General features: G+C 71.6%; 17 protein-coding genes. 8 read left to right on the forward strand and 9 right to left on the reverse strand.

Features of this window, described 5'->3' with window-relative positions; translation table 11 throughout:
* Positions 1-144 precede the first annotated feature (144 nt).
* The 4 genes from sbnA to ACF1CT_RS13655 all read left to right on the forward strand — a co-directional run bounded on the left by sbnA (position 145) and on the right by ACF1CT_RS13655 (position 2535).
* Positions 145-1134 (forward strand): 2,3-diaminopropionate biosynthesis protein SbnA, encoded by a 990-nt coding sequence (gene sbnA / locus ACF1CT_RS13640; protein ID WP_391783989.1) that lies wholly within the window; start codon positions 145-147, stop codon positions 1132-1134.
* Positions 1135-1217: 83 nt separating this feature from the next.
* Entirely contained in the window at positions 1218-1346 is a 129-nt protein-coding gene (locus tag ACF1CT_RS13645) for a hypothetical protein (RefSeq protein WP_391783990.1), read from the forward strand.
* Positions 1343-1549, forward strand: a complete 207-nt coding sequence (locus tag ACF1CT_RS13650; RefSeq protein WP_391783991.1) for an MbtH family protein — start codon at positions 1343-1345, stop codon at positions 1547-1549. The genes ACF1CT_RS13645 and ACF1CT_RS13650 overlap by 4 nt, the downstream gene beginning before the upstream one ends.
* Before the next feature lie 5 nt (positions 1550-1554).
* Positions 1555-2535, forward strand: coding sequence for a TauD/TfdA family dioxygenase (locus ACF1CT_RS13655; RefSeq protein ID WP_391783992.1), 981 nt, complete (start codon positions 1555-1557; stop codon positions 2533-2535).
* 76 nt (positions 2536-2611) lie between these two features.
* On the opposite strand, the gene ACF1CT_RS13660 is transcribed toward ACF1CT_RS13655, so the two are convergent.
* From ACF1CT_RS13660 to ACF1CT_RS13670, 3 genes are all read right to left on the reverse strand, one after another.
* Positions 2612-4912, reverse strand: a complete 2301-nt coding sequence (locus tag ACF1CT_RS13660) for a BTAD domain-containing putative transcriptional regulator (RefSeq protein WP_391783993.1) — start codon at positions 4910-4912, stop codon at positions 2612-2614.
* Between the two features lie 110 nt (positions 4913-5022).
* Positions 5023-5856: an ABC transporter permease gene (locus ACF1CT_RS13665; RefSeq protein ID WP_391783994.1), complete on the reverse strand. Its 834-nt coding sequence runs from the start codon at positions 5854-5856 to the stop codon at positions 5023-5025.
* Positions 5853-6845: an ATP-binding cassette domain-containing protein gene (locus ACF1CT_RS13670; RefSeq protein ID WP_391783995.1), complete on the reverse strand. Its 993-nt coding sequence runs from the start codon at positions 6843-6845 to the stop codon at positions 5853-5855. Before ACF1CT_RS13670 ends, ACF1CT_RS13665 begins: the two co-directional genes overlap by 4 nt.
* Before the next feature lie 223 nt (positions 6846-7068).
* Between ACF1CT_RS13670 and ACF1CT_RS13675 the strand changes: the two genes are divergently transcribed.
* Both ACF1CT_RS13675 and ACF1CT_RS13680 read left to right on the forward strand, forming a co-directional pair.
* The gene (locus tag ACF1CT_RS13675) at positions 7069-8424 is read left to right on the forward strand and encodes a glycosyltransferase 87 family protein (protein WP_391783996.1); all 1356 of its coding nucleotides are present in this window, start codon (positions 7069-7071) and stop codon (positions 8422-8424) included.
* A gap of 14 nt (positions 8425-8438) precedes the next feature.
* Positions 8439-9599 (forward strand): glycosyltransferase family 4 protein, encoded by a 1161-nt coding sequence (locus ACF1CT_RS13680; protein WP_391783997.1) that lies wholly within the window; start codon positions 8439-8441, stop codon positions 9597-9599.
* 56 nt (positions 9600-9655) lie between these two features.
* Here the strand turns inward: ACF1CT_RS13680 and ACF1CT_RS13685 are convergent, their stop codons facing one another.
* From ACF1CT_RS13685 to ACF1CT_RS13710, 6 genes are all read right to left on the reverse strand, one after another.
* Positions 9656-10321 carry a response regulator transcription factor gene (locus tag ACF1CT_RS13685; protein ID WP_391783998.1) on the reverse strand — a complete coding sequence of 222 codons (666 nt, stop codon included), beginning with the start codon at positions 10319-10321 and terminating at the stop codon, positions 9656-9658.
* Positions 10309-11628 (reverse strand): sensor histidine kinase, encoded by a 1320-nt coding sequence (locus ACF1CT_RS13690; protein WP_391784217.1) that lies wholly within the window; start codon positions 11626-11628, stop codon positions 10309-10311. The genes ACF1CT_RS13685 and ACF1CT_RS13690 overlap by 13 nt, the downstream gene beginning before the upstream one ends.
* Before the next feature lie 244 nt (positions 11629-11872).
* Positions 11873-13330, reverse strand: coding sequence for an amino acid adenylation domain-containing protein (locus ACF1CT_RS13695; RefSeq protein WP_391783999.1), 1458 nt, complete (start codon positions 13328-13330; stop codon positions 11873-11875).
* A gap of 8 nt (positions 13331-13338) precedes the next feature.
* A complete protein-coding gene (locus ACF1CT_RS13700; protein WP_391784000.1) occupies positions 13339-13569 on the reverse strand; it encodes a phosphopantetheine-binding protein in 231 nt (76 codons plus the stop codon).
* A 13-nt stretch (positions 13570-13582) separates the two neighbouring features.
* Positions 13583-14737 (reverse strand): cytochrome P450, encoded by a 1155-nt coding sequence (locus tag ACF1CT_RS13705; protein WP_391784001.1) that lies wholly within the window; start codon positions 14735-14737, stop codon positions 13583-13585.
* Between the two features lie 12 nt (positions 14738-14749).
* Complete coding sequence (locus ACF1CT_RS13710) at positions 14750-18217, reverse strand: amino acid adenylation domain-containing protein (protein ID WP_391784002.1); 3468 nt, start codon at positions 18215-18217, stop codon at positions 14750-14752.
* A 580-nt stretch (positions 18218-18797) separates the two neighbouring features.
* Between ACF1CT_RS13710 and ACF1CT_RS13715 the strand changes: the two genes are divergently transcribed.
* The gene (locus ACF1CT_RS13715) at positions 18798-19913 is read left to right on the forward strand and encodes a zinc-binding dehydrogenase (protein ID WP_391784003.1); all 1116 of its coding nucleotides are present in this window, start codon (positions 18798-18800) and stop codon (positions 19911-19913) included.
* 40 nt (positions 19914-19953) lie between these two features.
* Positions 19954-20904, forward strand: coding sequence for an LLM class flavin-dependent oxidoreductase (locus ACF1CT_RS13720; protein WP_391784004.1), 951 nt, complete (start codon positions 19954-19956; stop codon positions 20902-20904).
* Positions 20905-20919: the final 15 nt, after the last annotated feature.

Consider the following 20919-nt stretch of genomic DNA (forward strand, 5'->3'; position numbering starts at 1 on the left):
CCGGAAGGGCCCGGTGGCGGAGCTGCTCGGTCATTACGGCAGCGCCGGAAGCGTGCCCACCAGGACGTGGCCGCCCGGTCAGAGGTCACCCGACAGGCTCCGAGCCGTCCGCATCCCCAACCGTGCACACCCGCGGGAGGCACAGTGCCGATCATCTCGGCTCCCCATGAGTTCAACGAGAACGATCTCTACGTCGACCTGGGACCGTCCCTCGGCGTCCCTCTCCACCTCAAGTGCGAGGGATTCAATTTCTCGGGCTCGATCAAGCAGAAGGCCGCTCTCGAAATGGTCGAGGCGGCGGAGCGGTCGGGTCTGCTCACTGCGGACTCGATCCTGGTGGAGTCCTCCTCCGGCAATCTCGGTGTCGCGCTGAGCACGATAGCCGCGAGCAAGGGCTACCGGTTCGTGTGCGTCACCGACTCGCGTTGCAATCTCGCCACCCGGCAGATGATGGAGGCGCTCGGCACCGAGGTGCAGATCATCACCGAGCCCCACCCCGAGGGGGGATACCTCGGGGCGCGGCTCGCCCGCCTCCAGCAGTTGTGCGCGAGCGACGACCGGTACGTATGGCTGAACCAGTACGTCAACGCGAACAACTGGCGGGCGCACCACCGGCTGACGGCGCCGCAGATCGCGCGGCGCTTCACGGACCTGGGGGTGCTGTTCGTCGGGGCCGGCACCACCGGCACGCTGATGGGCTGCGCGCGCTGGTTCCGGGCGCATCGGCCCGAGGTGCGGATCGTCGCGGTGGACAGCGTCGGCTCGGTCATCTTCGGCGGCCCCCCGGAGACCCGGATGATCCCGGGGCTGGGCGCCGGCGTGCGGCCGCCGCTCCTCGACGAGTCGTTCGTGGACGACGTCGTGCACGTACCCGAGATCGACACCATCCGGGCCTGCAGGCGACTGGTCGAGCGGGGCTTCCTGTTCGGCGGCTCCACCGGGACGGTGGTCGCGGGCGCGGAGCGCTGGTTCGCCGAGCACGGCGCCGACCGCCGCGGCGGCACCGCCGTGGCCATCGCGCCCGACCTCGGCGAGCGCTATCTCGACACGGTCTACCAGGCCAACTGGGTGCACCGGCTGTACGGCTCGGACGCACTCGACCTGGACGGGGCGATGGCCGCCGGCACGCCCTGACGCCGCCGTCCCGCGCCGGGCGGGACCGCCACCGCCCGGTCCGTCCCGGAGACGCCCCCGGCCCCGCCCCGGCCGGACCACCGGTGAAACACCCGAGCACACCGAAGAACACCAAGCACACCAAGCACACCAAGCACACCAAGCACACCAAGCACACCAAGCACACCAAGCACACCAAGCACACCAAGCACACCAAGAGAGGTACCTCATGAGTAATCCGTTCGAGAACCCGGACGGGCGCTACCTGGTCCTGATCAACGACGAGGACCAGTACTCGCTGTGGCCCGCGTTCGCCGAGGTTCCGGCCGGCTGGACGGTGGCCCAGCAGGAGGCGAGCCACGCGGAGAGCCTCACGTACATCAACGAGAACTGGACCGACATGCGTCCGCGCAGTGTCGTCGAGGCGATGGGCTGAACGGGATGACGACGACGGCGAGTGACACGGAACCGGGTGTACTGACGACGGGTGCCGACGACCGGCTGCTGACCGGGCGTCTGGCGGGCTGGCTGGCCGACCGGCCGGGCGCCGCCGTGGACGACACGGCGTGGCTGGCCGAGGTCCGGCGGGCCTGGCCGGAGCTGCCTGCCGGGCTCATCACCGGTCTGCGGGAGTTCCGTCACGATTCCGGCCCGACCGGCACCTTGGTGATCCGGGGGCTGCCGGTCGGTGAGGAGAGCCTGCCGCCGACCCCGACCCGGCCGGGTTCCGTGCAACGGGAGCCCACTGTGGGCGCGGCGGTGCTCACCCTGGTCGCCAGCGCTCTCGGCGATCCGGGGGCCTTCCGGGCCGAGAAGAGCGGCGCGATCGTGCAGGACGTCGTTCCCGTGCCGGGGAAGGAGGGGGACCAGAGCAACGCGGGCTCCGTACTGCTCAGCTTCCACACGGAGAACGCCTTCCATCCGCACCGGCCGGACTTCGTGCTGCTGCTGTGCGTGCGGGCCGACCACGAGCGGGTGGCCGAGTTGCGCACCTCCTGTGTCCGGCAGGTCCTTCCGCTGCTGACCCAGGAGTCGCGGGAGGCCCTGTTCCGCGAGGAGTTCGTCACCGCGCCGCCGCCGTCGTTCGGCTCGCACGACGGCGGCACGAAAGCGCGCGCGGTGCTGTACGGGGCCCCGGAGGATCCGGATCTGTGCGTCGACCTGGCGGCCACCGAGCCGTTGACGGAACTCGGCCGGGCGGCCATGGACGAGCTCGGCAAGCTCTTCGAGCGGACGGCACAGGGCGCGCGGCTGGTCCCGGGCGATCTGGCGATCGTGGACAACCGGGTCACCGTGCACGGACGGTCCTCGTTCCGGCCCCGCTACGACGGCCTGGACCGCTGGCTCCAGCGCACCTTCGTCTTCACCGATCTGCGCCGGTCGCGCGGGTACCGGCAGAACGACGGCCACGTGCTGGACTGACGGGGTGACCGGCTCGTATCGGCGTAACGAGCTGCGGCTTCCACGGCCGGACCGTGGAAGCCGCAGGGCGGGGTGGTCAGGCCGCGGGGGCCTGCGGTGAGCGGGCGCGGGCGACACAGTCCACCGGACGGTCCAGCATCAGGGCGGCGAGCTCGTTGCTGATCTGGTTCATGCCGTGGCGGGCCGCCTGGTCGATGACCGAGATGAGGGCCTGCCGTTCGGCGCGCAGCCAGTCCGCCGGGTACCGCACCAGTCTGCTGTACAGCGCGGCGTCGGCCGGGCCGCGCTGTGGGGCGGTCCGGCACAGGGGATCGAGGGCGTCGTGCTCCGCGCGCCGGGCGTGCTCGGCGAGGGTGCGCCAGCCCTCGAACGCACGGCTCAGCGCGGCGCGCCGGTCCTGGACGCTCTCGTGCCGGTGGCCGAGTTCCTTGGCGTACAGCCGGGACAGGGTGCGGAAGCGGTAGCGCGGCTCCCCCGTCCCGTCGAATCCCGCCGCTGCCAGTAGCTGGGCCGTCAGGAGCTGATCGATCAGCTTCTCGGTGCCGGCCAGGTCCCGGTCCAGCAGTGCCGCGCCCACCCAGGCGGCGAAGTCCGGCGCCTCCAGCAGACCGAGCCTGCGGTAGAGGAGGGCGGCGTCCGGGGACAGGGTGCGGTAGCCGAGGCTGAAGACGGAGCGGATCTGCGCACCGGCGACACTGAGTTCGTCGAGCCTGGAGTGCTCCGGGGTGAGCCGGGAGACCAGGTAGCCGATCGGCCAGTGGGGCTTGGCCGCCAGGCGGGCGGCGGCGACCCGGATCGTCAGGGGCAGCCGGTCGCACAACTCGACGAGCTGGACGGCCTCCGACCGGGCGGCGTCGACCCGGGCCTCGCCGATGACGCGCCCGAGCAGGCTGACCGCCTCGTGCACGGGCAGGGCGTCCACGCCGATGCGGACGGCTCCGTGCCGGATCAGCAGTTGTTCGAGTTCGCCCCGGCTGGTGACCAGGACGCAGCAGCGGGAGCCGCCGGGGATGAGGGCGTGGATCTGGTTGAACGTCTGGACGTTGTCGAGCACGATCAGGACCCGGCGCCCGGCGAGGACGCTGCGGTACAGGGCGACCCGCTCGGCGGTCGCGGCGGGGATCTCCGTGGCGGGAACGCCCAGGGAGGACAGGAACCTGCCCAGTACCGCGTCGGCCGTGGGCGGTTCCTGGTGCTCCTGCTGGGGTCCCAGGTCGGCGAAGAGCAGCCCGTCGGGGAAGCGTTCGGCGACCCGGTGGGCCCAGTGGATGGCCAGACCGCTCTTGCCGGCGCCCGCGGGGCCGGTGATGAGTCCGACCGAGAGCGGGGTGTGGGCGGCCTCGTCGTTGCCGACCAGACCGCCCAGTGCCGCGAGTTGCGGGACGCGTCCGACGAAGTCCGGTACGTCCGCGGGCAGTTCCATCGGCATGCGGCGTTCGGTGGTGGCCGGTCTCGGTGCGGTGGTGGCGGGAGTGATCAGCCCGGGGTCGTCCTGGAGGATGGCGGTGTGCAACTCCTGTAGTTCCGGGCCGGGTTCCAGGCCGAGTCCCTCGACGGACTCCTCCCATCCCTCGCGGAAGGTCTCCATCGCCTCCGCCCGGCGGCCGACCCGGTACTGGGCCAGCATCAGGGCGTGGCGGGAGCGTTCACGCAGCGGGTGGTCGCGGACCACGGAGACGAGCCCGGGGATGATGTCGCGGTGGTGGCCCAGCTCCAACTGGACCTCCACGAAGCTGTCGTACGTGGCGAGGCGCAGTTCCTCCAGTCGCTGGATCTCGTCCTCGACCTGGGTGCCCGCCACGCCCGCGAGCGCCGGGCCCTGCCACAGGTCGAGCGCCTCCTCGTAGAGGGTGGCGGCGTCGACCGGGCGCTGCTGCCGGACGGCTTCCTGGGCATCGGCGACGAGCCTGTCGAAATCGGTGGCGTCCAGGTAGTGGTGGTCGAGCGCGAGAACGTAGCCGGGGTGGGCGGTGAGGATGACCTCGTCGTCGCACCCCTCGACCTTGAACCTCTTGCGCAGTGCGGCGATGCAGATGGCCACCTGGGTGCGGGCCGTGGCCGGAGGTCTCCCGTTCCAGACCGCTTCCACCAGCACGTCGACCGAGACGACGTTGCCCGGACGGAGTAACAGCATGGCCAGGATGGTTCGCTGCCGTGAGCCCCCTATGGAGACCGGGCGGCCCTGTGCCGTCACGGAGAGCGGGCCGAGAATTTTGAATTGAAGTTGCGGTTGTCCTGTCCCTGAACTCATATATCCCCCCGATTCTTCCTTGCGGCTATTTCCGCGTGACGCCCGGCGGGTGCCGTACGGAAATAACGTGCTCCGAAGAGATTGAAAACCGGCCGAAGCGAAAGCTGGAGTACAGCCGACAAACATCGTCCGATAAACGCTTCACAAGCCGTTCGAAGCGTTCAAAAATATACGACATGACAGTGTCACGCGCGCCCCCCGGTTCCCTGTGAACACCCCCCGTGCGGCACCGGGCCTCAGGCGCGGCTCGTATACCGGCGTACGGCCAGCGGAACGAACACCACCAAGATCCCACACACCCACGCCAACGCGCCCAGCAAATTGCCGGCGACCGGCCCTCCCACCAGCAGCCCGCGACAGGCGTCCACCACCAGTGTGGTGGGATTGACCTGTGCAAACGCCTGGAGCCAACCGGGCATCGTCTGCGGGTCGGCGAACATCGAGCTGCCGAATTGCAGCGGGATCATCCACAGAAATCCCATGGACTGAACCGCTTGGGGGCTCCGGATGGCGAGACCGACGAAAGCCGCGATCCAGGACAGCGACAACCCATAGACCATAAGCAGCGCAAGTGCACCGAGAACGTACAGGGGATTCGTGTGGATCCGGAACCCGATGACCAGTCCAAAGAGCAGAATGACCGCCTGCCCGAGGGCCAGTCGGCACAAGTCGGCGAGAATCCGGCCGGACAGGACCGCGGACCGTGCGATCGGCAGGGAACGGAAGCGGTCCATGACCCCGGTGCTGAAGTCCAGGTTCAGCGCCACCCCGGTGACCTGGGCGGCGAAACTCGCGACCTGCACCATGATGCCGGGAACCAGATACTGTCGGTAATCGGCCTGGTCCCCTCCGATGGCCCCGCCGAAGACGTAGACGAAGATGAGCGTGAACACCATCGGCATCAGCGTGGCGTCGAGCAGTTGCGAGGGGTCGTACCGCAGTTGGACGAGATTGCGCCGAGCGATCGCCAGCGCGTGCCCGACGGCCTCTCTCGGCCCCACCCGGCGGGTGGTGGCGCGGGCCTTCCCCTTCCCGGTGCGGTCGGGCGGGGGCAGCAGCGTCGCGGTCATACGGTCGTCCGTCCTTCCGTCGACGTGCCCCCGGTAAGGGTCAGGAACACCTCGTCGAGGCTGGGGGTATGGGTGTCGAGGGCGTCCATGGGCACGCCCGAGGCGGTGAGCGCGTGGACCGCGGCCGTCAGGTCGCCCTCGTGGACGAGCGGCAGGCAGACCAGTCCCTCCGCGTGGTCGACGGTGGCCGTTCCTCCCCCCGTCGCCGTGAGGCGGCGGGCGACCTCGGCGGCGTCGACGCCGCCGCCCGGACGGACCCGCAGCACCTGCCCTCCGACCCGCGCCCGGAGTTCGGCGGCGGTGCCGCCGGCGATCATCCGGCCGCGGTCGATCACGACGATCCGGTCCGCCAGGGCCTCCGCCTCCTCCATGTACTGAGTGGTGAGCAGCACCGTCGTGCCACGCGCGACCAGATCACGGACCATGTCCCACAGTTCGTTGCGGCTGCGCGGGTCGAGTCCGGTGGTGGGCTCGTCCAGGTAGAGCACCTCCGGATCGCCGACGAGACTCGCGGCGAGGTCGAGGCGGCGACGCATGCCCCCGGAGTAGTCGCGCGGGAGCCGCCGCGCCGCGTCGGTCAGCCGGAACCGTTCCAGCAGTTCGTCCGCCAGGGACCGGGCGCGCTGCCGGGGAATCCGCAGCAGCCGGCCGATCATGTAGAGGTTGTCCCAGCCGGGAATGGACTCGTCCACCGAGGCGTACTGACCGGTCAGGCCGATGCGCGCGCGTACCTGCAGCGCGTCCTCGACCACGTCGTGGCCCGCGACGCGGGCGTGTCCCCCGTCGGGGCGGATCAGCGTGGCCAGCATCCGGACGATCGTCGTCTTGCCCGCGCCATTGGGTCCCAACAGCCCGAGCACGGTCCCGGCGGGGACCACGAGGCTGACACCGTCCACGGCCCGGTTCCCGTCGAACTCCTTTACGAGGCCGTCGATCTCGATGGCAACGGTCACGGGTTCTCCTGACGGACGAGCGGATCTCGGGTGCATCCGGAGGGCCGCGTAGACGCATCTGCACGTCTTCGAGGCGTGCTTCGAACTCGCGTCCGACGGTAGTTGAAGCACTTATCGCTCTTCTATTGCGCCCCTTTCACACCAGACCCACCTGCCTCACACACCCCCGGCCGACCCGGTCCGACGTGGGGAAAACCCCACCATCAAGCCTCGACCTAGGTCCGTCGCGTCCCCTGTCCAACTCGCCTGGAATGAAAGGGTGTCCATACACCACAGCAGTCAGGCCGGAACGATCCCGCCGAAGGAGCCGGGCCGTCGGTGGCGCACCCGGCCGACCCATCGGTGGACCCGCCGGTCGGTGTGGGTGACCGGCTGGGTGATCGCCGCCGGATGGGCCGGATTCTTTCCCCTCTTCTCCGACCAGGCCACGCACCGCACCTGGGGCCTGTGCGCCGCCGTCGCCTACCTGTGCGCGGCGGGCGCCGCATGCCTGCTGCCCCGGCCCCGCGCCGCGGAACTGTCCGTGGGTCTGGCGCTGACCGGCGCGGTCGTCCTGCCGTTCGTGTACCTCGCGCTGACCGGGCAGGCGCAGGGCGAGGTCGAGGTGATCGAGCGGGCCGGCACCCTCCTGCTGCACCACGGCACCCCGTATCTGGCCCACCCCCGGACCGTCATGGACTACACCCCCTACCTGCCGGGCATGGCGCTGTTCGGAATGCCCAGGGCCCTGCTCGGCGACCACTCCGCGGCGGCCCGGCTGTTCGGGGACGCACGGCTGTGGTGCGCCGTCGCCCTCCTTCTGAGCCTTCACGCGGGCCGCGTGGTCCTGCGCGGGCACGGCTCCCGGGCCGGGGACCGGGCCGGCTCCGGCGGTGCCGGGCGCCGCGAGCCCTCCTCGTACGCGATCGGCGTGGTGGTGCTGACCGCCTCCCCGGTCATCGCGATGCCCCTGTGCGTCAGCGGGATAGACATGCCGCTCATCGGGCTGTGCTGCCTCGGCCTCGCGCTCGCCGCCCGGCGCCGCCCGGTCGCGGCCGGGCTCGCCCTGGCGGCCGCCTGCTCCCTGAAGTGGACGGCCCTGCCCGCGATCGCGGTCGCCGTGGTCCTGCTGGCCCGGGACGCGGGCGCGCGGGCGGCGGTGCGTGGCGCGGTCACCTCGCTCGCCGCGACGGTGGCCCTGGTCCTGCCGTGCGCACTGGTCTCCCCTTCCGCCATGGTCCAACAGGTGCTGGCCTTCCCCACCGGCCGCGGAGACCTGCCCACCCCCGCCGGCAGTCCGATGCCCGGTCAACTGCTGGCAGGAACAGGGACATTCGGCTGGTACCTGACCACCGCACTGCTACTGTGCGGTGGTCTGGTCGTGAGCGTCTGGCTGGTACTGCGGCCGCCCGCCGGAGCGGTCGCCGCGGCCGACCGGCTCGCCGCCGGGCTGTGTACGGCCTTTCTGCTCGCCCCGGCCGGGAGGTTCGGATACTTCGCGCTGCCGGTGGTCCTCGTCCTGTGGTCCCGCCGAGCCGACCCCGCACACAACACCGCGGCACGCCCGGCCACTCGGCCGGTCGCGCTCGCCGCCCGCGCACGTTCCCGGCCCACGACGATCCCCACCCACGACTGAAGGCGGCACCTCCCGTGAGCACCACCCTGGTCATCACCAACGACTTCCCGCCCCGGCAGGGCGGCATCGAGACCTTCGTGCACGAAGTGGTCACACGGTTGCCCGGCGAACTCGTGGTGTACACGTCGAACGAGCCGGGCGCGGCGGCCTTCGACCGCACCCTGCCCTTCCGGGTGGTCCGTGACCCGTCGCGGACCCTGCTCCCCACCCGTCGGACCGCCCGGCGCGCGGTGGAACTCGCCCGGGCCCACGGCTGCGACCGGGTGTGGTTCGGCGCGGCGGCCCCGCTCGCCCTGCTGGCTCCGGACCTGCGCCGGGCCGGTGTCCGGCGGATCGTGGCCACCACGCACGGTCACGAGATCTGGTGGGCCCGCACGCCCGGGGCCCGCCGGCTGCTCCGGCGGATCGGCGACGACGTGGACACCGTCACCTACCTCGGCGACTACACCCGGTCGCGGATCGCGTCGGCCCTGGGACCGCGCGCGGACCTCGCCCGGCTCACCCCGGGCGTGGACGCCGGGGAGTTCCGCCCCGGGCGTGCCGCACGGGCCCGGAGCACCCTGCGCGAGCGGTACGGGATCAGGGAGGACCAGAAGGTCGTGCTGTGTGCCGCGCGCCTCGTACCGCGCAAGGGACAGGACACCCTGCTGCGGGCCCTGCCGCTCATCCGGCGCGTCATACCCGAGACCGTGCTGCTGCTCGTGGGCCGCGGACCGGACGAGCGGCGACTGCGCCGCCTGGCCCGCGGCTGTCCCGCACGCTCGGTCGTCTTCGCGGGCGGGATGGACCACGCCGAGATGGCGGACCAGTACGCCGCGGCCGACCTGTTCGCCATGCCGTGCCGCACCCGCAGGGGCGGCCTGGAGGCCGAGGGACTCGGCATCGTCTTCCTGGAGGCGTCGGCCAGCGGCCTGCCCGTCGTCGTCGGGCGCTCCGGCGGCGCCCCCGACACGGTCCTGGACGGACGGACGGGGCACGTCGTCGACGGCCGCGACACCGCTGCCGTGGCACGGGCGATCACCTCCACCCTGATGTCGGCGGACCGGGCGGCGATGGGTGAGGCGGGACGGCAGTGGGTCGAGACCGAGTGGTCCTGGGACCTGACGGTCCGCCGGCTGACGGAACTGCTCACACCGGCGTCCGAGACACCCTCCACGTCCGCGCCCCTCGGCTGAGAAGCTGTCGGGTGACCTCCGGGAGGACCGTGCCCCGGGGGTCCCCGGGGTCGGCGCTATTCGCCGGAGGAACCGCGCAGATGGGCGAGGACGGCGAGGACCCGCCGGTTGCCGTCGGTCGGGTCCAGGTCCAGCTTCATGAAGATGTTGCTGGCGTGTTTGACCACGGACGACTCGGTGATGGTGAGGCGCTGCGCCATGGCCTGGTTGTTGAGGCCCTGCGCCATCAGCGCGAGCACCTCCTGTTCCCGGGAGGTGAGTCGTCCCAGCGTCTGGGCCTGGGCCTGCTGGACCAGCAGCACGCGCACCACCTCCGGGTCGATGACCGTGTGCCCGTCCGCCACGCGGGCCAGCGCGTCCATGAACTCGGACACCTCGCCGACCCGGTCCTTGAGCAGGTAGCCGAGTCCGCCGGTGCCCGCGCCGCCGCCGCTGAGCAACTGGGTCGCGTACACGGTGGCCACGTACTGGGACAGGACCAGCACGGGCAGGGAGGCATAGCGGCGGCGCAGCACCATGACCGCCTTGAGCCCCTCGTCGTGGTGGCCCGGCGGCATCCGCACATCGGTCACCACCACGTCCGGACGGTGCTCCTCCACCGCGCTCACGAGCGCCTCGGCGTCGCCCACGGCGGCCACCACCTCGTGGCCGCCGCTCGTGAGCAGCTCGACAAGCCCGGCACGCAACAGCACGGAGTCCTCGGCGAGAACTATCCGGAACACGGAACCTCCACCCGGAGTTCGGTCGGTCCCCCGAGGGGGCTGACGACGGTGAGCCTGCCTCTGAGGATCGCCACGCGGTCGGCGAGCCCCCGCAGCCCGTCCCCGCTGTCGGGGTCGGCGCCGCCGCGTCCGTCGTCGACGACGGCGAGATGGAGCCGGTCGTCGCGCAGCCGGCCGGTGATGGTGATACGAGAGGCCCCGCTGTGCTTGCCCGCGTTGGCGAGGGCCTCGGTCACGGTGAAGTACGCCGTGCTCTCCACCGAGGTGGGCAGCCGGTGCGGCAGATCGATGTCGACGGTGACGTCGATGGGATTGCGCAGCGCGACCTCCGTCACGGCCGTCGCCAGTCCGTGATCGGTGAGCACCTGCGGGTGGATGTCACGGACCAGACGTCGCAGTTGTTCGAGGGCGAGCCGGGCCTCGCCGCGTCCTCGGGCGATCAGCTCGCGGGCGCGGGCGTTCTCCTCCCGTACCTGCATCTCGGCGAGTCCCAACGTCATCGAGAGTGCGACGAGTTGCTGCTGCGCGCCGTCGTGCAGGTCACGTTCGATGCGGCGCCGCTCGGCCTCGAAGGCGTCGACAAGCCGGGCCCGGGACCGGGTCAGCTCGATGACCCGGGTGCTGAGGCCCTCGTCGCGGGGCGACAGCATGAACCGGGCGCCCTTCGCCTGGGCTCCGGCCAGCCAGCCCGCCGCGTACCCGGACAGGGCGAGTCCGACGAGCCCCGCGAAAGTGGCGGGCAGGGCGTCCGCGGGGCTGCCGACCGGGTCGCCGGGCAGCAGCGTCACCGTGTCGGGCGCGGCGGCCCACACCAGCAGGGGGGCCGCCGTCAGGAAGAGGGAGAACGCGACGAGCAGGGCGACGGCTGCACCGGAGGCGGTGCCGAGCACCGCGAGCGTCACCACGTACCCCAGTTCGCGCCAGGTGGCCCGTTCCTCCAGCCGGGCGCGGAACCAGCCCTTGATCCCGACGCCGGAGAGCAGACTGTGCGGATCCGCCATCGGCTCGGGTTCGACGAGCCGGATCCGGCGCCGCTCCAGGGCCGCCACGGGCACCCCCAGCACGGCGGTGGCCACCAGGATCAGCAGGCCGATGCCGAACAGGGAGAGAGTGACCCCGGACACGACGAGGACGATCAGGGCGATCAGCACCGCGTAGCCGAGGACGGCCCCGCTCAGAACGTACGCCAGGCAGCGCAGCGGCCAGAGCGTCAGCAGGTAGCCCATGGGCCGCTCGCGCAGCACCTCCCACACGGCGATACCCCTGTGGTCGTCCTCCTTCGCCGGCGTCCGGTCCTCTCCCGCCATCCGGGGCGGTACGCCGTCGCCCCTCCATCGCTCCGGCATGTTCCCCCTGATCGGCCGTGCCCGGTCCACCACCTGTCAACTGCCGGACCCGGCCACCAAGATACCTGCCGACGCGGGTCCCACCGGAGCGGCCGGAGGCCCGGCGACCCGCGCCGAGCCGTACCGGGAGGAAGCCGGACGATCGGAGGGATCGGAGGGATCGGAGGGATCGGAGGGATCGGAGGGATCGGAGGGATCAGGGCGATCAGGGGGTGCGCAGGAGGGACGCCCGGTCGACCTTCCCGTGGGCCGTCATCGGGATCCGGTCGAGGAAGACGTAGTTCTGCGGCACCATTTCGGCGGGCAGGTGCCGGCGGACGAACCGGGTGAGGGCCGAGGCCGAGTGGGCGCCGCCGTCCGCGTCGCCGACCACGTAGGCGGTGAGACGGTCGCCGTCCGGCTCCCGGTCGACCACCACGTCGCTCACCCCGGGACAGCGGCCCAGCACCCCCTCGATCTCCCCCGGCTCCACCCGCACACCCCGTACCTTGATCTGCCGGTCGATCCGCCCGAGGAACTCCAACTCGCCCGCGTCGTCGCGGCGTACGAGATCACCCGTGCGGTACCAGGTGCGGTCGGAGCCGGTGACGCGGACGAAGCTCCGTTCGGTCGCCGCCGGATTCCTCCAGTACCCGAGTGCCAGGCACCCGCCGCCGACCAGGAGTTCTCCCTCGGTACCGGCCGCGGTCTCCCGTTCGCCGTCGAAGACCATGGTCCGGGCCGGGCCGATCGCCCGGCCGATCGGAACGGGACCGGTGCTCGTCGGTGCCACTTCGTGGCTGGTGGCGACGACCGTCGTCTCCGTGGGGCCGTAGTGGTTGACGAAGCGCCGCAGGGGGTGCCCGTCGCGCAGACGCAGCCGGTCCCCTCCGGTCAGCAGGCACCGCAGTTGCCCGAAGTGGGTGCCGTGCCGCAGGTACGCCTCGGCCAGCGGGGTCGGCAGGAACGACAGGTCGATGGACCGCGCCTTGTACCAGTCGCCGAGCTCCCAGGGCGCCAGCTTCAGTTCTCCCGGCGCGAAATGGACGGACGCGCCGTGGCAGAGGTACGGCCAGGTCTCCCACATGAAGGCGTCGAACGACATGGCCGCGATCGACGAGACCCGGTCCGCGGGCAGCACGCCGTAGGCGCCGCCGTGCCAGCGCGCCAGCCGCGCGAAGGAGTCATGGCCGACCAGCACGCCCTTGGGCACCCCGGTCGAGCCCGAGGTGTGAATGAGGTAGGCGCCACCACCGGTCGTACCGGACGTCGGGGGTTCCGCCGCGCCGCACGCCGCCAGGTCGATCACCCGCGCCACCCCGGGCAGATCGGCGCCCGCGTCACCGGAAGAATCTCCGACGACGGCCTGCGGGGCGGCGTCGGCGAGGATCGCCTCCAGCCGGCCGCGGGGCGTGTCGGGGGGCAGCGTGAGACAGACGCCCCCCATCAGCCAGATGCCGAGCTGAGCGGTGAGCACACCGGTGCCGCGGTCCATGTGGACCGCGACCACCGCGCCCGGCCGGACCCCGCTCCGGGTGAGGGCGAGGGCGACTCCACCGGCCCGCTCCACCAGTTCGCGGTAGCTGCTCCGCCCGCCCGCGCTCTCCGCGGCCGGCGCGTCCGGCTGCCGCCGGGCCCGGTCCAGGACCATCTGCGGAACCGAGCCGATGCCGTTCCCGCGCATGACGGCATTCACCTGTTCTCGACCGCCACGCAGGCCGCCGCCACGGCCTCCGCGCGGGCGTCCGTCAGGAACTGCCGCGCCGGAACGCTCATCCCGTGCTCCGTGCGCAGCAGCGAGATGACCTCCATGACGAGCAGGGAATGGCCGCCGATCTCGAAGAAGTCGGACTCCGCGCCGATCTCCGGCGCGCCGACGACCTTCCCGTAGGCCTCAAGCACCGCATCGAGTGAGTTGTTCATGTCATTTCCTCTTTCAGGCAGGCTGGACAAGAGCGGATTCGAGCCTTCGGAAACCGGTGCCGACTGCCCACCGGACGGATTCCGGCACGAGTCGGACCTCGGGGAACGCGGCCGTCCATTCGGATATCGCCGTCTTCGCGCCCCGGCGGGCTATCGGAGCGCCGAGACAGTAGTGAATTCCGACCCCGAAGGCCATGTGCCGCTGGTTCCGCGCGAAGTCGAGGACATCGGCGTCCCGCGTGTGGTGCCAGTCCCGGTTGGCGGCGGCGAGAAGCACCAGGACGCGGTCACCGGCCCGGATGGTCCGGCCGTCCACGGTCAGATCCGACAGCGCGACCCGAGGGACCTGTGGTACGGGCGTGTCGAAGCGCAGCAGTTCCTCGACGACCGCGTCGGGATCGGCGTGTCCCGCGGCGACTTCCTTGTAGAGACCTGGTTCGCGCAGCAGGTGCAGCAGCCCGCTCGCGATGAGCCCGGCCGTGGTCTCCTGACCGGCGAAGGACAGCAGGTGGGCCGTGTGCAGATAGGGGTCCTCGGGCGCCTTCGGGTCGTCGCCCATCAGGGGGAACAGCGCGCTGTCCCGCGAGAGGTCGGGGGCCAGCTCGCGGTAGAGGCCGTTGAGCCGGTCGACGGCGGCGGCGGCCCGCTCGGCGAACTCCCTCTTGTGCGGCTGGGCGAGGAAGCTGGCGATGGCGGTCATGTGGACGGCAGCCCCCACCATGACGCCGACCGGCACATCGAGCACCCGGGCGAGCATCGCGCCGGCGACGGGTGCGGCGAAGTCGCTCGCGATGTCCACGCCGTCGAGCGGGCGCACCAGCTCCAGCCGTGTCGCGACGATGTCCCGGAACTCCTCGGCGAGACCCTCCACACGGTTGCGGGTGAAGAAGGGCTGCAGGGCCCGGCGGTTCCTCGTGTGGTCCGGAGGGTCCATGAGCATGAACCAGCCGAGCAGCATCCGTTCGAGTTCGGGGAAATCGCGGGCGGTCGACTCGCTGACGTTCAGCCGGAGCCAGTCCGAGGACATCGCCGGAGAACGCAGCACGGTGTTCACCGCGCTTCTGCCGGCGACCACCCACACTTCCAGCATCTCGTCCCAGAAGACGCCGGAACGATCCTGAAAGGTTTTGTAGACAGGGTAGGGATCTTCCCAGAACGAAACCCCCATGGCCGGTACTCCCTAATCAGCGGTGTGACGTCGTGCGGTGGACCCGGATTCGGCGGCCACCGTGGTGAGAAGCTCCTGGTAGGCCGCCCGCAGAGTCCGGACGGTTCGCGCCGGGACGCGTTCCGGCTGACGGGCGAACGTGACCTTCAGGGAGCCGTCGGCCTGCGGCCGGGCCTCCACGACGAGTTCGTGCATCGCGCGCGGATGGCCGATGTCGACGCCGGTGACCCGGCAGTCCTGGAGACCGAATGTGCCCTGGCCGACGTCCTGGAGGGCGAACATCGTCTGGAACAACGGATTGCGGTCGGAGCGGGCCGGCCTGATGCTTCCGACCACCTCGGAGAAGGGAACGTCCTGCGCGGCGAACGCCTTCATGACCATGTCATGGGTGGCGAGCAGTGCCGAGGGGAAGTCGTGGCCGAGGCCCCGGAAGGGGATGCACAGCGTGTTGATCAGACAGCCGACGAAGCTGTCGGCCGAGGGGATGTCACGCTTGGCCACCGGGACACCGATGCCGAACTCGCCCTGGCCCAGGCTCCGGTGGAGGACCGTGGCGTAGGCGGCGAGAAGCACGGTGAACAGGGTGGTGCCGGCGTCGACCGCCCTCTTCTCCAGCAGGGTGACGTCCGGTGCCGACAGTGCGAAGGACACCTCGGCGCAGGACACCTCGGCGCAGGAATCCTCGGCCCTGTCGGGGCTCCGGCCCGGAGATTCCGGTGGGGAGTCGAGGCGGAGCTGCGGAAGGCCGGTGAGGGCCTGCGACCAGAACTCCAGCTGCCGTGTCAGCCGGTCCGGGGCGAGTTGCGCGGTCCGCTCCCCAAGGACGTCCGCGAGGCGGGCCGACGCCCGGCCGAAGTCCGGTTCCGTCCCCGCGAGGCGAGCCGCGTAGGCGAGGGCCAGCTCCTCCAGGAGGATCCGCTGCGACCAGGCGTCGAAGGCGACGTGGTGGACACAGAGCGCGAGGAAGGTCGTGGACGCGCAGGTGACGGCCGCGCACCTCCACACCTCCCCGCGCTCGATGCCCAGCGGTGTGAACACGTGCTCGTGCAGGCGGCGGAGGGCCTCCTCCTCACCGGCCGCGGGGGGCAGCACGCGCAAGGAGACGGGGGCGCCCCCGGTTCCCCCGTGCGCGCGGGGCCGGGGTACTGCCTCGTACACGGCCCGCAGCGCTTCATGGCGCCCGCCCACGTCCCGCACCGCTTCGGCCAGGGCGGCGAGGTCCAGCGGGCCGACGATCCTCCACACGGACGGGCACAAGGGTGCGAGGTCCTCGGGGTGGAACTCGTGCGCCATCGCGAAAGCGGCCTGCATGCCCAGGAGTTCCACCGCCTGCTGCGACGACGAGGGCGGCGGGCCGTACGCAGCGGCGTGGGGCGCGTCCGTCGCGGCGTGCGGGACGTGCGGGCCCTCCGTCGCGGCGTACGGGACGTGCCGGCCGTGCGGGCGCGTGCGGCGCAGTTCGGCCAGGAAGCCGCCGAGCGTGGGGTGGGCCATGATCAGTGAGATGGGGATCGGCGCCCCCAGCAGCGCCCCCAGCTTGGTGCACAGCCGCCCGGCGTCCAGGGACGTGCCTCCGAGGGAGAAGAAGGAGGCGTCGGACGGCACGTCGCGGCGGTGGAGGACTTCCGCGAACGCGGATCCGACGACGGCTTCCAGCTCGTCACGGGGCGTCTCGTCGCCCACCGCGGAAGGCACGTCGTCCGGCGGGGGCAACTCGGCTGCCAGTCGCCGGTGATCGACCTTGCCGTTCGCGGAGAGGGGGAACGCGTCGACGTGTTCGAGCCGGTCCGGGACGAGGTAGCCCGGAACCCGGGCGACGATGTCGCGCCGGAGTGTGTCGGGCCGCGGGGCCGCCGGGTGTTCCGTGGTGTAGAAGGCGGCGATGCCGCGGCAGATGCCGTCGTCGTCCGTGCGCGGGACGGCGACGCAGTCCGTCACGCCCGCCGTCTCCCGGACCAGGTTCTCGATCTCCGCCAGTTCGACGCGGTGTCCGCGGAGCTTCACCTGACGGCCGATGCGCCCGTGGAAGTGGAGGATTCCGTCGGCGTCGGCGGAGACCAGGTCACCGGTGCGGTACATGCGGCGCGGATGCCCCGGACCGTCGACACGGACGAACTTCTCCTCGGTGAGTTCGGGCTGCCCGAGGTAGGCGACCGCCAGGCCTTCGCCGGCGACGAGGAGTTCGCCGGGCTCTCCGGTCGCGCAGGGCTTCCCGTCCCGGCGTACGTGGACCCGTCGGCCGGCCACGGCCCTGCCGATCGGGATGCCGTTCTCGCGCGAGCAGTCCTCGGGCGTGATCTCGTGCACCGTCGTGAAGACGGTGCTCTCGACCGGCCCGTACCCGTTGACCAGGGTGATGGCGGGATGCGCTGCCAGGAACATGCTCACATGCCGCGCGGAGAGCCGTTCACCGCCGATGAAGAGACGCCCGAGACCGCCGAAGCAGCCCAGATCCTCCTCGACGAACATGTTGAAGAGCGAGGAGGTGAGCCACAGGACGTTCACCCGGTGGGCGGCGGTCAGCGCCCGCAGCGCGGGGGGAAGCAGGTAGGGCCCGTCGGCAAGGACCGACGTGCCGCCGGACAGCAGCATGCCCCACAGTTCGAGACTGAAGGCGTCCCAGGGAAGCGCCGCGGCCAGCGGCATGACGCTGCCCGGCGCGAAGTCGCGGAACACCGGATCCCTGAACAGGCTGACCGTCGCCCGGTGCGGTGACACCACCGCCTTGGGCACACCCGTGCTGCCGGAGGTGAAGAAGACGGTGGCGGGGGCGTCCGGGGGGACGGCGGGTACGGGAGGAGCGGCGCACCGCCGCCGCGACCGCCCGACCGGTGGGGGCACGAAGACGGGAAGGCGCCACCGTGCCGGCTCGCTCGACACGACGACCCGGGCGGCGAGGTGGTCCACCAGCTCCTCCTGCCGGGCGCGAGGCCACTCCGGAGCGATGAGCGAGTACGCGGCGCCCGTCTTGAGTACGGCGAGTACCGCCACGACCAGTCCCGCCGAACGCGGCAGGACGACGGGAACGATGTCCCCGGCCCCGGCGGCTCCGAGCCGTATCAGCTCCTGCGCCCAGGCGTTCGAGACCTCGTCCAGTACGCGGTAGGAGTACCGGCGCTTCCCCTCGATCAGCGCGACGCGGTCCCCGTGCTCCCGTACCCGTCGGGCGAAGACCGCGCACAGGGTCTCGCCCGGCCCGCCGGGGTCCTCCGCTCCGGACGCCCACGACCCGTCCGCCGCCCACAGCCCGTCCGCCGTCCGCGGTTCGTCCTCGCACGGCACCCCCGACGCGTCCGCCGCCCCCCGTTCGTCCTCGCACGCCGCCCCCGCCCCCGCCGCGTCCGGCGTCCGCGCGCCCCGCCGTGCGAACAACTCGCGCGGGCCCGCGGCGGGCGCCTCCCGCACCGTGCCGTTCCCCACGGCCGACACCTGGACGCCCACGCCCGGAAGCTGCGAACCGTGCCTCGATGTTCCAGCCATGCCGCTGACTCCTAGCAGTCCTTGTCGATGCTCGTGGTACATCGGCCGGGTCGGCCCGCCCGAGGCGCTCGGGCACCAATGCCGTGAAACACCGCGTTCCGTGCCCGCACGCGGCGCGGCGGGATCGCCGGTCACCGGCACGGACGAACAGGGAGACCGGCGGTGAGCGACAGCACCGGGGCGCCACCCAGGCACCCCTGACCACCGTCATCACGCCAGCTCAGAAGGTAGGTCGCCCAGCTTTCGTCTCGTTATCGCGCACGCTTCGCAGCCCGGTGTCCGGCCCGTGCCCGGGCACCGGCCCTGGTTGGAATGCCGATACGCCGCTGATAAACGGTGCTCCTAGGCTCCGCGCAGTCCAACCCGTCCGAATTCCGGTCGCCGTCAACCTTGTTGTCGTCGCCCGACTTGCCCGTCACCGGTCCTGTCGTCGCCTGACCCGCTCGTCACCGGTCCTGTCGTCGCCTGACCTGCTCGTCACCGGTCTCGTCGTCGCCTGACCTGCTCGTCACCTGTCCTGTCGCCCCGGGCCCCGGAGAACGCCCGGTCCTTCCCCGACCAGTCCAAGTAGTGGATGGAAATGTCGAACGCTCACCACAAGACCTCCCGGTCCGTAGTACTGCGCGAATTCAACAAGCCCCTCGCTCTGGAAGAGCTGGATGTCACCGAGGCCGGACCCGGCGAGGTCGTGGTCAAGGTGGAGTACGGCGGAGTCTGCGGCACCGACGCGCACCTGTGGAACGGACGGCTGAACATCCCCACGCCCGTGGTCCTCGGACACGAGGGGCTCGGAACGGTGGAACGGATCGGTTCCGGCGGGTTGACCGACGCCAACGGCGACCCCGTGGCGGTCGGCGACACCGTGATGTGGGCGTCCTCGATCTCCTGCGGCTCCTGTGTTCCCTGCCGCCTGCACGAGGAACCGACGCTGTGCGAACGGCGCAGCACCTACGGCGTCAACCTCACCGTGTCGGACGCGCCCGGCCCGTCCGGCTCGTGGTCCGAGCGCATGGTGCTGCGCGTCGGCACCAGCGTCGTCAAGGTCCCCGCGGGCGTGGACCCGTCGGCGGCGATGTCACTGGCCTGTGCCGGGCCCACCATGGTGCACGCCCTGTACGGCCGACGGCCCGTCAGGCTCGGTGAGACCGTGGTGGTGCAGGGCAGCGGACCGGTGGGGCTCGCGGCGGCCGCCATGGCCCAGCTTGCCGGGGCGGCCCGAGTGATCGTGGTGGGTGGGCCCGAGGCCCGCCTCGCGACGGCCCGGGGGCTCGGTATCGGTGACCACCACCTCGACATCATCGACGGCCGGGACCCGGAGTCCGTGGTCGCCGAGGTCCGCGCCCTGACCGGTGGATACGGCGCCGATCTCGTCATCGAGTGCGCCGGTGCCCCGAACGCCCTCCCGCAGGGCATCGCCATGGCACGGCGCGGCGGCTCCTACCTCGTGGTGGGCCAGTACACGGACCGCGGCGAGATCGACATCAACCCGCACCAGCTCGTCCACCGCCAGCTCTCCCTCCTGGGCTCCTGGGGATTCACCGGCGCTCACCTCGTCGCCTACGTGAACCTGCTGCCGGCGCTCACCGCACGGTTCGACCTCAAGTGCCTGGTGACCGAGTTCCCGATGGCCGACTGCGAGACGGCCCTGCGGCACGTCGGCGCGGGCACCGTGCTCAAGGCCGTGCTGCGCCCTTGAGCACGGCCGGGGGAGAACCACGTCCGCGGAGGGAGAAACCGTGCGGCTGAGCACCGTCATCCTGCCCACCCGGCGTTGGGCCGAGGGCGGCGGCGACCGGTGGCGGCGGGCCGAGGACCTCGGATTCCACGCCGCCTACACCTACGACCACCTGGCGTGGCGCAGCCTGCGCGACCGGGCCTGGTTCGGCGCCGTGCCCACACTGGCCGCGGCGGCGGCGACCACCCGGTCGATCGGGCTCGGCACTCTCGTCGCCTCCCCCAACTTCCGTCACCCGGTGCCGTTCGCCAAGGAACTCATGACCCTCGACGATCTGTCGGGGGGACGCGTCACGCTGGGACTGGGCGCCGGAGCCAACGGCTTCGACGCCACGGCTCTGGGGCAGTCGCCGTGGTCGCCGCACGAACGGAGCGCGCGCTTCGAGGAGTTCACCGAACTCCTCGACCGGCTCCTGACCGAGCCCCGCGTCTCGTACGACGGCGCGTTCTACCGCGCCCACGAGGCGCACAACCTGCCCGGATGTCTCCGGCCCCCACGGCTGCCGTTCGCGATCGCCGCCACCGGGCCCCGGGGCATGAGGCTGGCAGCCCGGTACGGGCAGGCCTGGGTCACCCTGGGCGACCCGCGGCTGCCCGACAGCAACGCGCAGCGCTTCCGCGCCACGATCACCGAGCAGGTCGAGAACCTGGACAAGGCCCTTGCCGAACAGGGGCGGGCGGCACGGGACATCGAGCGGATCCTGTTGACGGGTTTCAGCGGCGCCGATCCGCTGCGGTCCGTGGACGCGTTCGTCGACTTCGCCGGACGCCACGTCGAGCTGGGCTTCACCGAGATCGTCATCCACTGGCCCGTCGAGGACTCCGTCTTCGAGACCGACGAGAAGACCTTCGAACGCATCGCGTCGGAGGCACCGGCGCAACTCGCCGACGGGCGGGGGCGGGCGCCACGGCCGCCCCGACCGGCCGGCCCGGACACGCACGGACCGGAGTGATCGATGCGCACGAGA

It is taken from the genome of Streptomyces sp. NPDC014734 (assembly GCF_043083325.1).
Classification (GTDB): Bacteria; Actinomycetota; Actinomycetes; order Streptomycetales; family Streptomycetaceae; genus Streptomyces.